General features: G+C 64.9%; 15 protein-coding genes. 10 read left to right on the forward strand and 5 right to left on the reverse strand.

The window, feature by feature from the left end:
- Positions 1 to 126: 126 nt before the first annotated feature.
- Positions 127 to 783: a glutathione S-transferase family protein gene (locus AC0L3U_RS02430; RefSeq protein ID WP_473360544.1), complete on the forward strand. Its 657-nt coding sequence runs from the start codon at positions 127 to 129 to the stop codon at positions 781 to 783.
- Between the two features lie 279 nt (positions 784 to 1,062).
- Here AC0L3U_RS02430 and AC0L3U_RS02435 read toward each other — a convergent pair whose 3' ends face one another.
- Positions 1,063 to 1,287, reverse strand: a complete 225-nt coding sequence (locus tag AC0L3U_RS02435) for a hypothetical protein (RefSeq protein ID WP_027570609.1) — start codon at positions 1,285 to 1,287, stop codon at positions 1,063 to 1,065.
- A 184-nt stretch (positions 1,288 to 1,471) separates the two neighbouring features.
- Between AC0L3U_RS02435 and AC0L3U_RS02440 the strand changes: the two genes are divergently transcribed.
- On the forward strand, positions 1,472 to 1,828 hold the full coding sequence (locus tag AC0L3U_RS02440; RefSeq protein ID WP_473360545.1) for a hypothetical protein: 357 nt from the start codon (positions 1,472 to 1,474) through the stop codon (positions 1,826 to 1,828).
- Positions 1,829 to 1,837: 9 nt separating this feature from the next.
- Here the strand turns inward: AC0L3U_RS02440 and AC0L3U_RS02445 are convergent, their stop codons facing one another.
- A complete protein-coding gene (locus tag AC0L3U_RS02445) occupies positions 1,838 to 2,941 on the reverse strand; it encodes a mandelate racemase/muconate lactonizing enzyme family protein (RefSeq protein WP_473360546.1) in 1,104 nt (367 codons plus the stop codon).
- A 177-nt stretch (positions 2,942 to 3,118) separates the two neighbouring features.
- On the opposite strand from AC0L3U_RS02445, the gene AC0L3U_RS02450 reads away from it, so the two are divergent.
- From AC0L3U_RS02450 to AC0L3U_RS02465, 4 genes are all read left to right on the forward strand, one after another.
- A complete protein-coding gene (locus tag AC0L3U_RS02450) occupies positions 3,119 to 3,952 on the forward strand; it encodes a GyrI-like domain-containing protein (protein WP_473360547.1) in 834 nt (277 codons plus the stop codon).
- Between the two features lie 133 nt (positions 3,953 to 4,085).
- A complete protein-coding gene (locus AC0L3U_RS02455) occupies positions 4,086 to 5,012 on the forward strand; it encodes an SMP-30/gluconolactonase/LRE family protein (RefSeq protein WP_473360548.1) in 927 nt (308 codons plus the stop codon).
- Between the two features lie 122 nt (positions 5,013 to 5,134).
- Positions 5,135 to 5,728, forward strand: a complete 594-nt coding sequence (locus tag AC0L3U_RS02460) for a GNAT family N-acetyltransferase (RefSeq protein ID WP_473360549.1) — start codon at positions 5,135 to 5,137, stop codon at positions 5,726 to 5,728.
- 16 nt (positions 5,729 to 5,744) lie between these two features.
- Positions 5,745 to 7,391 carry a GMC family oxidoreductase gene (locus AC0L3U_RS02465; protein WP_473360550.1) on the forward strand — a complete coding sequence of 549 codons (1,647 nt, stop codon included), beginning with the start codon at positions 5,745 to 5,747 and terminating at the stop codon, positions 7,389 to 7,391.
- 1,191 nt (positions 7,392 to 8,582) lie between these two features.
- Here AC0L3U_RS02465 and AC0L3U_RS02470 read toward each other — a convergent pair.
- Positions 8,583 to 9,425: an AAA family ATPase gene (locus AC0L3U_RS02470; protein ID WP_007600695.1), complete on the reverse strand. Its 843-nt coding sequence runs from the start codon at positions 9,423 to 9,425 to the stop codon at positions 8,583 to 8,585.
- A 92-nt stretch (positions 9,426 to 9,517) separates the two neighbouring features.
- Entirely contained in the window at positions 9,518 to 9,763 is a 246-nt protein-coding gene (locus AC0L3U_RS02475) for a GlsB/YeaQ/YmgE family stress response membrane protein (protein WP_007613712.1), read from the reverse strand.
- 123 nt (positions 9,764 to 9,886) lie between these two features.
- Here AC0L3U_RS02475 and AC0L3U_RS02480 point away from each other — a divergent pair, with 123 nt between their 5' ends.
- The 3 genes from AC0L3U_RS02480 (at position 9,887) to sseA (ending at position 12,514) form a co-directional block, all read left to right on the forward strand.
- Positions 9,887 to 11,062 carry a vWA domain-containing protein gene (locus tag AC0L3U_RS02480; protein WP_473360551.1) on the forward strand — a complete coding sequence of 392 codons (1,176 nt, stop codon included), beginning with the start codon at positions 9,887 to 9,889 and terminating at the stop codon, positions 11,060 to 11,062.
- Positions 11,063 to 11,107: 45 nt separating this feature from the next.
- Positions 11,108 to 11,521: a rhodanese-like domain-containing protein gene (locus AC0L3U_RS02485; protein WP_473360552.1), complete on the forward strand. Its 414-nt coding sequence runs from the start codon at positions 11,108 to 11,110 to the stop codon at positions 11,519 to 11,521.
- 135 nt (positions 11,522 to 11,656) lie between these two features.
- Positions 11,657 to 12,514, forward strand: a complete 858-nt coding sequence (gene sseA / locus AC0L3U_RS02490) for a 3-mercaptopyruvate sulfurtransferase (protein ID WP_473360553.1) — start codon at positions 11,657 to 11,659, stop codon at positions 12,512 to 12,514.
- Between the two features lie 171 nt (positions 12,515 to 12,685).
- Here sseA and AC0L3U_RS02495 read toward each other — a convergent pair whose 3' ends face one another.
- Entirely contained in the window at positions 12,686 to 13,525 is an 840-nt protein-coding gene (locus AC0L3U_RS02495) for a hypothetical protein (RefSeq protein ID WP_473360554.1), read from the reverse strand.
- A gap of 321 nt (positions 13,526 to 13,846) precedes the next feature.
- On the opposite strand from AC0L3U_RS02495, the gene AC0L3U_RS02500 reads away from it, so the two are divergent.
- Positions 13,847 to 15,034 (forward strand): L,D-transpeptidase family protein, encoded by a 1,188-nt coding sequence (locus tag AC0L3U_RS02500; protein ID WP_354201073.1) that lies wholly within the window; start codon positions 13,847 to 13,849, stop codon positions 15,032 to 15,034.
- Positions 15,035 to 15,185: the final 151 nt, after the last annotated feature.

Genomic DNA, 15,185 nt, shown 5'->3' on the forward strand with positions numbered 1-15,185 from the left:
AAACCCGGGATGGGCCGCTCTCAAGATTGGCACGTCGCTTGCTGCTCTTTTCGCGGGAAGCACAGGCGGTGCGCACTCCCGCAGAGTCCGGGCGGGGTGCAAGTCTTAGGTGTGAGGGAAGGCCAAATGGCGAAGGCGACACTGACCATCAGCAGCAAGAACTATTCGTCCTGGTCGCTGCGTGGCTGGCTGCTCACGAAATTTTCCGGGCTCGATTTCGAGGAGATCGTCACCGCGCCCGACGACGCGTCGGCGCGCGCTGAAATCCTGCTGTTGTCGTCGTCGATCCTGGTGCCGTGCCTGCGGCACGACGGCGCGATCGTCTGGGATACGCTGGCGATCGCCGAATATCTCAACGAGGCGATGCCGGATGCCGGGCTGTTGCCCCCGGATCGCATCCAGCGCGCGCATTGCCGCTCGATCTGCGGTGAAATCCATTCCGGCTTCACCACCTTGCGCGCCTCGCTGCCCGTCAACCTGAAGGGGCACTTCCCCGGCTTCAAGATCTGGTCGCGCGCGCAGGCCGACATCGATCGCGTCTGGGCGATCTGGCGCGACTGCCTGGACAAATCGGGCGGGCCCTTCCTGTTCGGCGAGACCCGCACCATGGCTGACGCGATGTACGCCCCGGTGGTGACGCGCTTCGTGACCTATAACGTCAAGCTCGAGCCGCAGCTGCAGGCCTATGCCGATACCATCATGGCCATGCCGGAGATGAAGGAATGGATCGCGGCGGCGAGGGATGAGCCGGCCGAGATCGAGGAGCTCGAGGTCGAATATTAGGCAGGCCGGGTGCCATCTGCCTGTTTTGGGAGCGAGCATCCAACGGCCGCACTCCCGCGATCATGTCATTGAAGCCGTTAACGTTTGATGCCCGTGCTGGGCTGGGCCCGCTCACGCGCTGTGCAGATATTGTATGCGCGCGCTGGCCGGTTGCGACATCTAGCCGTGAACAGGCGCGTACGGGGCCATACGGCTGATTCGGACGTGATTCGTTCGGGCCGCGTTCCGAAGGTTAAACCGGGCCGCGGCCCCGTTGCATTTTGAGACAGAAATCAGTGCTCAGGCCACGCCCGAATGCTTCATGCGCGGGACGCGCCAGCCGATGACGGTTGCCTCGACTGCGACGCCGGCCGCGTGGTTCTGCCAGCGTCCCTCGACATAGCGGCAGGCGAACGGCAGCTGATACGTCCCGCTGTGGTCCTCGCACAGCACCTCGACTGCAAGGCCAGGCGGCGGTTCTCCGGCGCCGTCGAATTCCGCCAGTCGTCTGTCGCGCGTTGCCATTCCAAAAATCTCCCCTAAACAAAGCCGCGGAAGGAGCGCCCATTTCCTCCGCGTGCAGATCATCGCTCCCCGTCCGAGGGAACAGCCGCAAGCTCAACGCGAGAATGCGGTGCGAGTGTGGTAGCCTCGACAGGCTGCGTGCAAAAAGCGCACATTGCCGTGATTGATTTGACGAGGAACCTGCATGCTGCTTCGAAGCGCCGGTATCTGTTTCGCGATGCCACTGCTCGCCACGCTGGCGTTTGTGCCGGTCCGCGCGCAGGACGTGCCCGGCATCGAGATCTGCACCGTCGAGAAGACCATGGAGCGCCGCACCAGCTGCCTCCAGAGCAATGTCGACTTCCTCCAGAAGACGATCACCAAGCTGAACCTCGATCACCAGCAAAAGCTGGACGCCGCGGCTCGCCAGATCGATGCGTTGAAGACGACCGTGGCCGGCTTGCAGAAGATGCTCGGCGATCTCCAGGCCGCGCAGGCGAAGACCGCGGAGGATGTGAAGAAGAAACAGGATGCGCCGCCGCCGAAGGATGCGGCGAAATAGGCGCCGCGCTCAGGCGACCCGATATCGCTCCATCACGCTGCGGTCGGGCTCATAGCCGAGCCCAGGTCCGGTCGGCACCGCGACATGGCCGGTGGCATCGACATCGGCGCGGCCGCCCCAGAGGCAGGCCTCGCGCTTCAGGTAAAACATTTCGACCAACCCGTCGTCGCGCCCCGCCAGCAGATGCAAGGTCGCCAGCAGGCCAGGGCCGAAATACGGGGAGTGCGGAACGATCTTGACGCCGAGCCGATCTGCGAGCGCCGCAACCTTCAGAAATTCCGTGATGCCGCCGACCTTGGTCACCGACGGCTGGGCGTGGCTGACCGCGCCCGCATCCATCATCTGGCGGAATTGATATTCCGTGCAGGCGTTCTCGCCGGCGGCGACGCCGAGCCCGCCCTTGCTGCGGATCTCGGCGAGCGCCGCAAAATCCTCCGGCGGCCAGACCGGCTCCTCCAGGAACATCGGCTGCGCGTCCCGGCATGTCCTGGCGAACGCGATCGCCTCTTCGCCCGATAGCGGGCAGTTCATGTCCACCATCAGCGGAATGCCGGGCCCGATCGCCGCGCGCGCGGCAAATACCGCCGGCGCCGTGGTCTCGTGCAGCTTGATGGCGCCGTAGCCGAGCGCGAGCGCCTTCTTGCACTCGGCGGCGATGTTGTCGGGCGAGCCGATCCGCAACAGGCTCGCATAGGCCGGAATGGCCGGGCGCCGGGTGCCGCCGAGCAGGCGGTGCAGCGGCACGCTCTTGATCTTGGCGGCGAGGTCCCACAGCGCGATGTCCAGCCCGGAGATCGCGAACATGGTAATGCCGTAACGCCCGAACAGATGCAGGTTACGCTGGATCTGCTCCATCACCGCGGGAATGCCGGCGGCATCGGGAACCTCCAGCCCGCGGGCCTGGGGTGCGATCATTTCCTCGACGGCACTGCGCGTGGTGCGGGGGCAGACATAGGCGAAGGCATCGCCCCAGCCGGTCAGCCCGGCGTCGGTGGTGACTTCGACCATCACCATGTCGAGGGCGGTGATGGCAGAGGCGCCCTGACGGAAGCTCGCGACACCGGCGTCATAGGGGATGCGGATATGGTGCGCGCGCACATCGGTGATCTTCATGACGCGGTTCCTCCTGCTTTCTCGTGAGCGGTTTCAAGGACGTCCCGAGTGTAGCCATGAACGCCCGGACGTTGCCAGTGGCTGGTCCGGCGCTATCATCTTGCAGGACCGCAACGCCGATCAAGCGAAGCCTGCGGACTTCCGTGCAACATGGTCGCGCTTCGAACGAGAAACGCCATGAACCCAGCCCAACGCGCGCTCTGGTATGTCGAGAGCCATCTGGCCGAGCCGATGACGCTCGACGAGATCGCTGCGATATCGGGCGTGTCGCGGTTCCACATCGTGCGCGCGTTTGCCGCAGCCACCGGCCTGCCGGTGATGCGGTACGTGCGCGCGCGGAGGCTGAGCGAAGCGGCGCGCAGTCTTGCGAACGGCGCGCCGGACATCCTCTCGCTGGCGCTGGAGGCGGATTACGGCTCGCCCGAAGCATTCACTCGCGCGTTCCGCGACCAGTTCGGCACCACGCCCGAAGCGGTGCGCGCCGCGCAATGCACCGGCCATCTCAAACTTCAGGAGCCGATCCTCATGGACTCGACCATCGCAGACAAACTCGCCACCCCGCGCTTCGATACCACAAAGGCCTTCCTCGTCGCAGGCATCAACGAGCGCATCTCCTGCGACAACGGCGCGGCCATTCCTGGGCTGTGGCAGCGCTTCCACCAGGAGGTCGCCGACATTCCCGCGCGCGTTGGACCGGTCGCCTATGGCGTCTGCTGCAACGGCGACGATGCTGGGAATTTCGACTACATTGCCGGCGTCGAGGTCGGCGATTTCTCCGAGCTGCCCCGCCGCTTCGGCCGTATCCGTATCCCCGAGCAGCGCTATGCGGTGTTCACCCACGCCGACCACGTCGCCTCGATCAGACGCACCGTCAACGCGATCTGGAATCAGTGGCTGCCGGCCTCCGGCCAGAAGGCTGCCGATGCGCCGAACTTCGAACGCTACGACGAGAAATTCGATCCCGCCACCGGCAATGGCGGCCTGGAGATTTGGATACCCGTGCGCGATTAGCGCGCAACGCTGGCATACCATCCCGCTTGCTTGGCAAGCCCCGGCGACTTTGGCATAACCGCAGGCAATCTTGCGTGTGGGGCCGTGACGGACATCCCGTGCAAGTCATAACAAGCAGCCGGGAGGGTCCCCCATGTCCAACGTCCGCGTTCTCGCCACCGACCTCGAATTTCCCGAAGGGCCGGTCGTGATGCCGGACGGCTCGGTGGTGCTGGTGGAAATCCGCGGCCAGCGCCTGACCCGAATCCATCCCGACGGGCGCAAGGAGATCGTCGCGAAGATTCCGGGCGGCCCGAACGGCGCAGCCCTCGGCCCCGACGGCAAGATCTACATTTGCAACAATGGCGGCTTCTCCTGGATCCCGACCCGCAACATGATCATGCCGGGTCCGCAGCCCGACGATTATCTCGGCGGCTCGATCCAGCGCATCGATCTCCAATCGGGAAAGATCGAGTCCGTCGTGACCAAATGTGGCGAGCACGATCTGCGCGGGCCGAACGATCTGGTGTTCGACAAGCAGGGCGGCCTCTGGTTCTCCGATCTCGGCAAACGCCGCGCGCGCGAGATGGACGTCGGCGGCATGTATTATCTCAAGCCCGGCATGAAAGAGATCGTCGAGGTCGTGCACGGCATACTGCCGGCGAACGGCATCGGCCTGTCGCCGGACGAGGCCACCGTCTACATCGCGGAGACGCCCACCGGCCGGCTCTGGGCCTACGAGCTCTCCGCGCCCGGCACGCTGAAGCCGCGCGACGTGATCTATCGCGGCGAGCGGGGAAAGCCGATCTGCGGCCTCGGCGGCTACCAGATGTTCGACTCGCTGGCGGTCGAAGCCAACGGCAATGTCTGCGTCGCCACCCTCGTCTCCGGTTGCATCTCGGTGATAGCGCCCGATGGCACCTTGGTCGAGCAGGTCCCGACCGGCGACCGCGTCACCACCAACATCGCCTTCGGCGGCCCCGAGCTGAAGACCGCCTACATCACGCTCTCAGGCAAGGGCGAACTGATCGCCATGGACTGGCCGCGTGGCGGTTTGCCGCTCAATTTCCTAAACAAGTAAACGGTGCTAGTGACCGTCATTGCGAGCGAAGCGAAGCAATCCAGGAATGCGTCCGCGGTGACAGTCTGGATTGCTTCGTCGCTTCGCTCCTCGCAATGACGCGACGCAAGGAGAGATATTCGATGCCCTGGCCTGATCCCATCACCTTGCGCGGACAGCATGCCGGTCTGGAGCCGCTGTCGCATCAGCACCGCGAGGGGCTGATCGAGGCCGTGAAGGACGGCGAGCTTTCCACCATCTGGTACACCGCGATCCCGACGCCGGACAACATGGGCAAGGAAATCGACCGCCGGCTCGGTCTTCAGGCCGCGGGCTCGATGCTTCCCTTCACCGTGTTCGATGGCAACGGCAAGATCGTGGGCATGACGACCTACATGAACATCGATGCCGCCAACCGCCGCGTCGAGATCGGCTCGACCTGGTACGGCAAGAGCGCGCAGCGCGGCCCGCTCAACACGCAATGCAAGCTGCTGCTGCTCACCCACGCCTTCGAAGCCCTGGACTGCATCGCAGTGGAATTCCGCACCCACTTCTTCAATCACCAGAGCCGTCGCGCCATCGAGCGCCTGGGCGCCAAGCAGGACGGCATCCTGCGCAGCCACCAGGTCGCGCCTAACGGCACGCTCCGCGACACCGTGGTCTACAGCATCACCGCGGCCGAATGGCCGACCGTGCGAACGCATTTGAATTATCAACTCAACGACAAGCCGCGCTAGAGGCGGCCGAGGCACCATGGACAGATTTGATTATGTGATCGTCGGCGCGGGCTCCGCCGGTTGCGTGCTCACCAGCCGGCTGAGCGAAGACCCTGCGACCAGCGTCTGCGTGCTCGAGGCGGGCCCGAGCGATTGGCATCCCTACATCCATCTGCCGGCCGGCTTCATCAAGACCTTCCACATGAAGAGCATCAACTGGGCCTACCAGCAGGAGGTCGGGCCCTGGACCGGCGGGCGCAGCATCTACGCGCCGCGCGGCAAGACGCTGGGCGGCTCGTCCTCGATCAATGGCCATATCTACAATCGCGGCCAGCGCATGGATTTCGACACTTGGGCTCAGATGGGCAATCGCGGCTGGGGCTATGCCGACGTGCTGCCCTACTTCCGGCGGCTGGAGAAGCGCGTCGGCGAGGGCGAGGACGTCTACCGCGGCCGCGACGGCAATCTCACCGTTACCACCATGAACTGGCGCGATCCGCTCTGCGAAGCCTTCATGGAAGGCGCGGTCTCGCTCGGCATCCCCCGCAACACCGATTACAACGGCGCGATGCAGGAAGGCGTCTCCTACTGCCAGCGCACCATCGACAAGGGTCTGCGCGTCTCGGCTTCCACAGCCTTCCTCAAGCCCGCGATGAAGCGTCCGAACGTGCATGTCCACACCCACGCGCACGCGACCGAGATCATCTTCGAGGGCAAGCGCGCCGTCGGCGTGCGCTACATGAAGGGCGGCTCTGGCGGAACGCCGGTGGAAGTGCGCGCCAACAAGGAAGTGATCCTCTCCGGCGGCACCTATAATTCGCCGCAGCTCTTGCAGCTCTCCGGCATCGGCTCGCCAGATTTGTTGAGCGCCCACGGCATCGCCGTGCGTCACGCACTTCCGGTCGGCGAAGGCCTGCAGGACCATTACGCCCCGCGCACGGTCGCGCGCGTCAAGGACATCAGGACCATCAACGAGCTTCGCCGCGGCTGGCGTCTCTGGGTCGAAGCAATGAAATGGGCGACCGCGCGCAAAGGCCTGCTGTCGCTGTCGCCGACCATGGTCTATTGCTTCTGGCACTCCGGCGAGAGCGCCGATAGCTCCGACTTGCAGCTCACCTTCACGCCGGCGAGCTACAAGGAAGGCGTACAGGGCCAGCTCGAGGACGAACCCGGTATGACGGTGGCCTCCTGGCAGCAGCGCCCCGAGAGCCGCGGCTATGTCCGGATCCGCTCGTCTGATCCGTTCGCGCCGCCGATCATCCAGACCAACTATCTCGACGCCGAGCTCGACCGCCGCGTCATCGTCGGCGGCATGAAGCTCGCGCGCCGGCTTTTGAAGAGTGCGCCGCTGTCGCCTTACTACGCCTACGAGGATTTCCCGGGGCCGAACATCAACACCGACGACGAGTTTTTGGCCGCCGCCACCGAGCGCGGCACCACCACCTTCCATCCCGGCTGCACCTGCCGCATGGGCCCGGCGGATTCCACCTGGGCGGTGGTCGACGACCAGCTCCGCGTTCACGGGCTGCAAGGTCTCCGCGTCATCGATGCCTCCGTGATGCCGCGCATGATCTCGGCGAACCTCAACGCCTCCACCATGATGATCGCCGACCGCGCCTCGGACCTGATCCGCGGCAAGCAGCCGATGGAAGCCGCGCGCGTGCCGGATGCGGCGGTGGCGTGAGACTCCGCTTCTTTCGATGCGGAGACAAAACAGTGTCGGATCACGCCTTCGGCTAGTCCGCCTATCGGCCACCAACTCCACTCAATGGAACAAATGCCCCAAACCGGCTCCGAGCGACAATCCGTTGGCCAGATTGCCGTGTGTGGGCTCGTCTTTATCTGCACCGCCATTCCGGTTGGTCTGCTGTTTCGGGTGGGGTGGCAAGATTGGCCTCTGTTTGCCGCCGTCTGGGCGGCACTGTACGTCATGGGCGGAATGCGATGGTTTCCTTGGGGCACACCAGTTCGAAAGGCCTTCTCATCTGGCGTGTTTGTCGGCACGGTGCTGCCGGCTCTTGAGTGGGCGGCGGCGTTTAAGGGCTCGTAGCCCGTCGGGCAAAATACCAGCCACTTCGTCAACCCCTTATTGCAAAAATATTCCACTTTACCGAAATTCGGAATTGCGGCATAAGTCGAAACAGCCCGGCCCGACGAAGAGGGGCGGTTCGCGAGTCGTTCGAAGTGCGGGCCGGGTTGCGGTGGACGCGGCAGCGTCGTGCGCGAGAGGCGCGGGCAGGGCGGGTAGTCCCTGTGAGCCCGAGGCTTCGTGCGGACGAGCGGCGCCGAAGTCCGGCGAAGCCTCTTGGCGAAGCCGGATGAGCTGCGTACGGCAAAACCGTGTGGTCCTGGCCGTCGTTGCTACGGTCAAGCCTTTGCGGAGATGTGCGCGAGCCCAACCGGGTAGACGGCATCGTCAATTCGCGGGGCGAGGGAGGCCAGAAGGAAAGTTCGGCTCCCGGGAGAGCACGGCATAAGCCGTCCGACCATTGCGCAGGGAAGGCCGTGTGTTGGGCTTCACCTGTATGCCGCTGTGCAGTCCTTTTGCGCTACATGCGCACAGCGGACCGTGGGTGCCAGCCGGCACCCGGCCTTCCCTGCACCCTCTTCATCTATAGGAGGGTGACGGAGAGAGCAAAGCTCGGGCGAAATGCGCCGCGAGGACGCGAAGGTGTGTCTGCGACTTGAAGTGTGCTGTTTCCCCAACGTCGTCCTGGCGAAGGCCAGGACCCATTACCCCAAGAGTTGGTTTGGTGGGCGGTACTGGCGCCGGAGTTTTATCGATAGATCACGCGGTATGGGTCCTGGCCTTCGCCAGGACGACACCGGTTGATTTGGCCGATTGCCTCGCCCGCAATGCGGATTGCGCTCGAACCTACACTTCCCTCCGGCTCAGAAACGCCAGTCGCTCGAACAGATGCACGTCCTGCTCGTTCTTGAGCAGCGCGCCGTGCAGCGGCGGGATCAGCTTGCGCGGGTCGCGTTCGCGCAGCTGCTCGACGCTCATGTCTTCGTTGAGCAGCAGCTTGAGCCAGTCCAGGAGCTCCGAGGTGGAGGGCTTCTTCTTCAACCCGGGCACTTCGCGGACCTCGAAGAAAATGCGCAAGGCTTCCTCGACCAGCCGCTTCTTGATGCCGGGGAAATGGACGTCGACGATCCGGGTCATGGTGTCGGCGTCGGGGAACTTGATGTAGTGGAAGAAGCAACGGCGCAGGAACGCGTCCGGCAGCTCCTTCTCGTTGTTGGAGGTGATCATCATGATCGGACGCTGCTTGGCCTTGATCGTCTCGCCGGTCTCGTAGACGTGGAATTCCATGCGGTCGAGCTCGAGCAGCAAATCGTTCGGGAATTCGATGTCGGCCTTGTCGATCTCGTCGATCAGCAGCACCGGGCGCTGCTCGGCGGTGAAGGCATCCCACAGCTTGCCGCGCTTGATGTAGTTCTTGATGTCGGACACGCGGGCATCGCCGAGTTGGCTGTCGCGCAGGCGCGAGACCGCATCGTATTCGTAGAGGCCCTGCTGCGCCTTGGTGGTGGACTTGATGTGCCAGGTCAAAAGCGGGGCGTTCAGCGCCTTCGCCACTTCCTCCGCCAGCACCGTCTTGCCGGTGCCGGGCTCGCCCTTGATGAGCAGCGGGCGCTCCAGCACGATCGACGCATTGACCGCGACCTTGAGATCGTCGGTCGCAACATAGTCCTTGGTGCCGGTAAATTTCATCGCGCGTCCTTGTTGGTCGTCGTCCCGGCGGTGCCCCGGTCGCGACATGGGAACGGCCGCGCGTGGCGGCCGTTCCTGGTTCGGTCAGGCTTTCAGACCCGTTTTATCAGCGAAAGGATGACGAGCACAATCACCGCGCCGATCGTGGCATCCACGATGGCCCCAACCGTGCCCGTTGCGAGCTGGATGTGCAGCTGAGGCAGAATCCAGCTGGCCACGAGTGCACCGATGATGCCGACGACGATGTTGCCGATCAGCCCAAATCCCGCCCCATGGACAATCTTGCCGGCAAGCCAGCCTGCGATCGCGCCAATGATGAGCGCCGCGAGAATTCCCATTGCAAACGTCCCCAAAACAACCCCGTGAGACCGCCAATTCTAGAGCAAAAAGCCTCCCGGTCCAGCGCAGAGCAGTGGCCTCCGCCCCTTGACGTTCGCCCCCCGACGGGCAATCTGTCACCCATGTTCCTGCAATTCTTCACTTCTCTGCGCGATGCGCAGGTCCCCGTGACGCTGCGCGAATACCTCACGCTGATGGAGGCTCTCGACGCCGACCTCGCGGACTACTCGGTCGAGAATTTCTACTATCTCTCGCGCACCTCGCTGGTGAAGGACGAGCGCAACCTCGACAAGTTCGACCGCGTCTTCGGCACCGTCTTCAAGGGGCTGGAAAGCCTGCTCGACGCCATGGAGGGGGCCGAGATCCCCGAGGAGTGGCTGAAGAAGCTCGCTGAGAAATACCTGACCGAAGAAGAGAAGAAGCAGATCGAGGCCATGGGCTGGGACAAGCTCATGGAGACCCTGAAGAAGCGCCTCGAGGAGCAGAAGGGCCGGCACCAGGGCGGATCGAAGTGGATCGGCACCGCCGGCACCTCGCCGTTCGGCGCCCATGGCTACAATCCCGAAGGCATTCGTATTGGCCAGGACAAGAACCGCAACAACCGCGCCGTGAAGGTGTGGGACAAGCGCGAGTTCAAGGATCTCGACGGCAATGTCGAGCTCGGCATCCGCAACATCAAGGTGGCATTGCGCCGCCTGCGCAAATTCGCGCGCACCGGCGCGCCTGACGAGCTCGATCTCGACACCACCATCCGCGAGACCGCCAATCACGGCTATCTCGACGTGCACATGCGGCCCGAGCGCCGCAACGCGGTGAAGCTGCTGGTGTTCTTCGACATCGGCGGCTCGATGGACGCGCATATCGAGCAGGTCGAGGAGTTGTTCTCGGCGGCGAAGAGCGAGTTCAAGCATATGGAGTATTTCTACTTCCACAATTGCCTCTATGAAGGCGTGTGGAAGCAGAACAAGCGCCGCTTCACCGACCGCACCCCGACTTGGGACGTGCTGCACAAATACCCGCACGACTACAAGATCGTGTTCGTCGGCGACGCCTCGATGAGCCCTTACGAGATCATGGTGCCCGGCGGCTCGGTCGAGCACGTCAACGAGGAGCCCGGCTCGGTCTGGCTCGACCGCATCATCCGCACCTATCCGCATTCGGTGTGGCTCAATCCCGTGCAGCAGAAGCACTGGGACTATTCGGAATCCACCACCATCATCAAACGCATCTTCGCCAACCGCATGTACCCGATCACGATCGAGGGGCTCGAGGGTGCGATGAAGGAATTGACGCACTAGCTCGCGCTCCGCGCGCCCCGGAATGACAACAAGAGGGAGAACCACGTGCCCCAGACCATCACCCGCGGCATCAAGGCGCTGATCGACGAGGCCAATGCCGAGATCGAGACGCTCACCGCCAAGGACGCCATCGAGATCTCGAAGAACGGCGACGTCGTCATCGTCGACATCCGCGATCCCCGCGAGATCGAGCGCGACGGCCGCATCCCCGGCGCGTTCGCCTGCACCCGCGGCATGCTCGAATTCTGGATCGATCCGCTGAGCCCTTATGCGAAGCCGGTGTTTCAGGAGGACAAGAAGTTCGTGTTCCATTGCGCCGGCGGCTTGCGCTCTGCGCTCGCCGCCAAGACCGCGCAGGACATGGGCCTCAAGCCCGTCGCCCACATCGCCGGCGGCTACGCCGCCTGGCGCGACGCCGGCGGCCCCGTCGAGCAGTGGGAGCCGAAGAAGAAGGGGTGAGGTGAGTACCTCTCTCACCACACACTCCGTCATGCCCGGGCTTGCCCCGGGCATCCACGTCTTCGCCGCAAGAAGAACGTGGATGGCCGGGACAAGCCCGGCCATGACGACTGGGACAATTGCCGGAGCACCCTAATGACCACCCCCACCGATCCCCTCGTCTCCACCGAATGGCTCGCCGCCCACATCAACGATGCCAACGTCAAGGTGCTCGACGCCAGCTTTAAGCTGCCCGGCGTGCTGCCATTGCCGAAGGATGATTATCTTGCCGCGCATCTGCCGGGCGCGGTGTTCTTCGACGTCGACGCGGTCTCGGACCATTCCAACCCGCTGCCGCACATGTATCCGAGCGCCGAGCAGTTCGGCCGCGACGTCGGTCATCTCGGCATCTCCAATGCCGACACCGTCGTGATTTACGATGCCGGCGGCTGGGTCGCCGCTCCCCGCGCGTGGTGGATGTTCCTGGCTTTCGGCCACGGCAATGTGCGCATCCTCAATGGTGGCCTGAAGAAGTGGCGCGCCGAGGGGCGTCCGGTCGAGAGCGGCGAGGCGAAGCCGAAGCCCGCGACGTTCAAGGCGAGCTACGATTCCAAGCGCGTGCGCAGCATGCAGCAATTGATCGCCAACGTCGAAAGCCAGGCCGAGCAGGTGATCGACGCCCGCGCCGCCGACCGGTTCGAGGGACGGGCGCCGGAGCCGCGCGCGGGCATCCGCTCCGGCCATATCCCGGGCGCGCGCAACGTACCCTACAATCTCCTGTTCGACGCCGCGACCGGCACGATGAAGCCGCTCGATGATCTCCGCGCTGCCTTCACCAACGCCGGCGTCAGGCTCGATGCGCCGATCGTGACGAGCTGCGGCTCCGGGGTCTCTGCCGGCGTGCTGACGCTGGCGCTCTATCGCCTCGGCATCACCGACACCGCGCTTTACGACGGCTCATGGTCGGAATGGGGGCAGGAAAAGGGACCGCCGGTCGCGACGGGGCCGGCGTAAAGCCGCGAGGACGGTGCGCTCCCTCGCCCCGCTCTTGCGGGGAGAGGGTTGGGGTGAGGGGCTTCTCTCCACACCATGACATTCTCGAGGGACCTGTAACCCCCTCACCCGGAATCCGCGCTGCGCGCGAATTCCGACCTCTCCCCGCAAGCGGGGAGAGGTGAAGAGGGGTCAGCGCGCTCGGGGCGTCGTTGCGGCGAGCGTGGGTTGCGGCTGCCCGAACGGATCGAGTTGCTGAACCGGCGGCGGCGGACGCCGGACAATGCGGCGGCGCTTCTTCACGCGATGCGCCCGCGGCTTGGTCGCCTTCTCCTGCGAACTGCTGTCGGCCTTAGAGTCGGCCTTGGCCTTCGCCGGCGGATCCTTCCAGGCCGTGGTCGCCGGGTCGTTCAATGCGGCGAACTTCGCGCTCGCCATGTCGAACGTGGACGAAGCCGAGGCTCCGCTGGGGGCGGCAGGTGCTGGTTTGTTCGTGAGAGCAATCGAAACCGGCTTGGTCTCGGCGATGGATGCGCTGGCGTCGGCCGGAGTAAGCGTGTTGCTTGAGGCCGGCGCCGCGGCGTCCGTCGTCCTCTCGGCCCTGGTCTCGGCCTCGACATTGGCCGGTTCGGCCGGGACATCGGCCGGAGGTGCAGCGGCCTGCGGCTGACCGTCGGTCTCAGTCGTCAGCGCGACCACTTGTTCGGGCTCGCTCATCGGCAGCGCGATGGTCGGGACTTGATCGCGCAGCGATGGTGTCGGATCGGTGGCTGCTTCCGGCTCGGCGCGCAGGACCGCGAGCACCGGCTGGGCCGGCTCGGGAGCTTGTGCAAACACCTGCTCCTGCGGACCATTCCGCCAGGAGGGGTTGCTGACATACTGCTCGTGGCTCGCCCGCAGCAGCGCGGCGGCGCCCAGGCCGAATACCAGGATGGAGGCTGACAGCAGGATCGCGGCAAACAGAAAGCGAAAGCCGGGAAGCATCGAGGGATTGCGAATTTCCGCCCCGGCGGCGAAGTGGCCAGGGCCCATGAGCCATCTGAACGCGGTGACGGTACTGCTTGCCGCGTTCGCCACGCGGGGATCGAAGCTCAAAGCGGAGGCGAATCAGGCTGATTCGAACATACCGCAACGATTCCGTGCCGTTCCGTAAAAAACGGAGCCGACTAGTCCAGCGATCTCGGGCGTGGGCTGATTTTCGTCCCCTGATGCAAGCAGGCAACGGTAGTCTTGCGGATCACAAATCGGCAAATCAGGCACAAATCCGCCTGTCATGTCTTGAATGTGCCGCTATCTTCCGTCATCTGGCCATTAACGGTCCGGACGGGGCCCGGGGACTATACAAGAGCGATGATGATCAAACATTTTCTGACGATATGCGCTGCCGCAACAGTCGCTGCGGCGGGAACCTCGCTCGCGCAGGCCCAGAGCTATCCGGTCCAGCAGGCGCCGAGCTATGGCGCGCCGGCCGAATATAGGCCCGGCGACCGCGCGCCGAATTTCGACGCTATGGACGATGAAGACGATTCGATGCCGCAGGCAGCGCTGCCGCCGCCCGGCCCGGATCCGCGCTATGGCCGTCCGCCTGGCGCTCCGCCGGTGTATTCCGCCGCGCCGCCGCAGGGGCCGGTGATGTCGCCCGATGATCCCCGTTATGGCCGTCCCGCCGGCGCTCCCGTCTACTCGGCCGCGCCGCCGCAGGGTCCCGTGACATCACCCGACGATCCGCGCTACGGCCGCCCTGCCGGCCCGCCTGCGGTGATCTACGCCGATCGTCCGGCTCAGGCACCCGGCAGTGACGGCCTGCGTCCGCCCGAGGCGGTCGGTGGTCCCGGCGCGACGGGAACGGTCCAAGCCGGGCAGCCGCCCGTGGGTGCCGACGGCCGGCCGATGGCGATCGCCTCGCTCCCGCCCGAGGAGCAGCCCGACGCTGCTCCGGCGCAGCTGCCGCAGAACCTGCGCCGCCAGGAGGTCTCGCTGGCGACCAAGGAGCCGGCCGGAACACTCATCGTCGATACCCCGAATACCTACCTCTATTACGTGCTCGGCAACGGCCGTGCGATCCGCTACGGCGTCCGCGTCGGCCGCGATGGCTTCACCTGGACCGGCGTGCAGAAGATCACTCGCAAGGCCGAGTGGCCGGATTGGCATCCGCCGACCGAGATGATCGAGCGCCAACCCTATCTGCCGCGCTTCATGGCCGGCGGTCCCGGCAATCCGCTCGGCGCCCGTGCGATGTATCTCGGCTCGACCGTCTACCGCATCCACGGCACCAATCAGCCCTCGACCATCGGCAAGTTCGTGTCTTCCGGCTGCATCGGCATGCTGAACGAGGACGTCTCCGACCTGTTCGATCGCGTCAAGGTCGGCACCCGCGTGGTCGTGATGCCGGGTGGTCCGCCGCCGGGAACTGCGACCGCATCCGCCGCGCCCGTGCCCGGCGCTGCTGGCCCCGCTCCGATGGCCGCACAGGCCGGCCCGGTCGGAGGTACCCAGCCGACAGTGGTGCCGCCGCTGCCCGCGCCCGTCACCGTGCGCTGAACCGGCCTCGCAAGAATTGATCTAGCAAGAATTGATCTGATGACGGCGCGTGAACTTCGGTCACGCGCCGTCGTCGTTTGACGCATGCGCGCATGTCTCGCTTGCGCATGCGCATGCCTTGCTTGAACCGCTCCGCACCTCGACTACGTCC

It is taken from the genome of Bradyrhizobium sp. Kon69 (assembly GCF_055807515.1).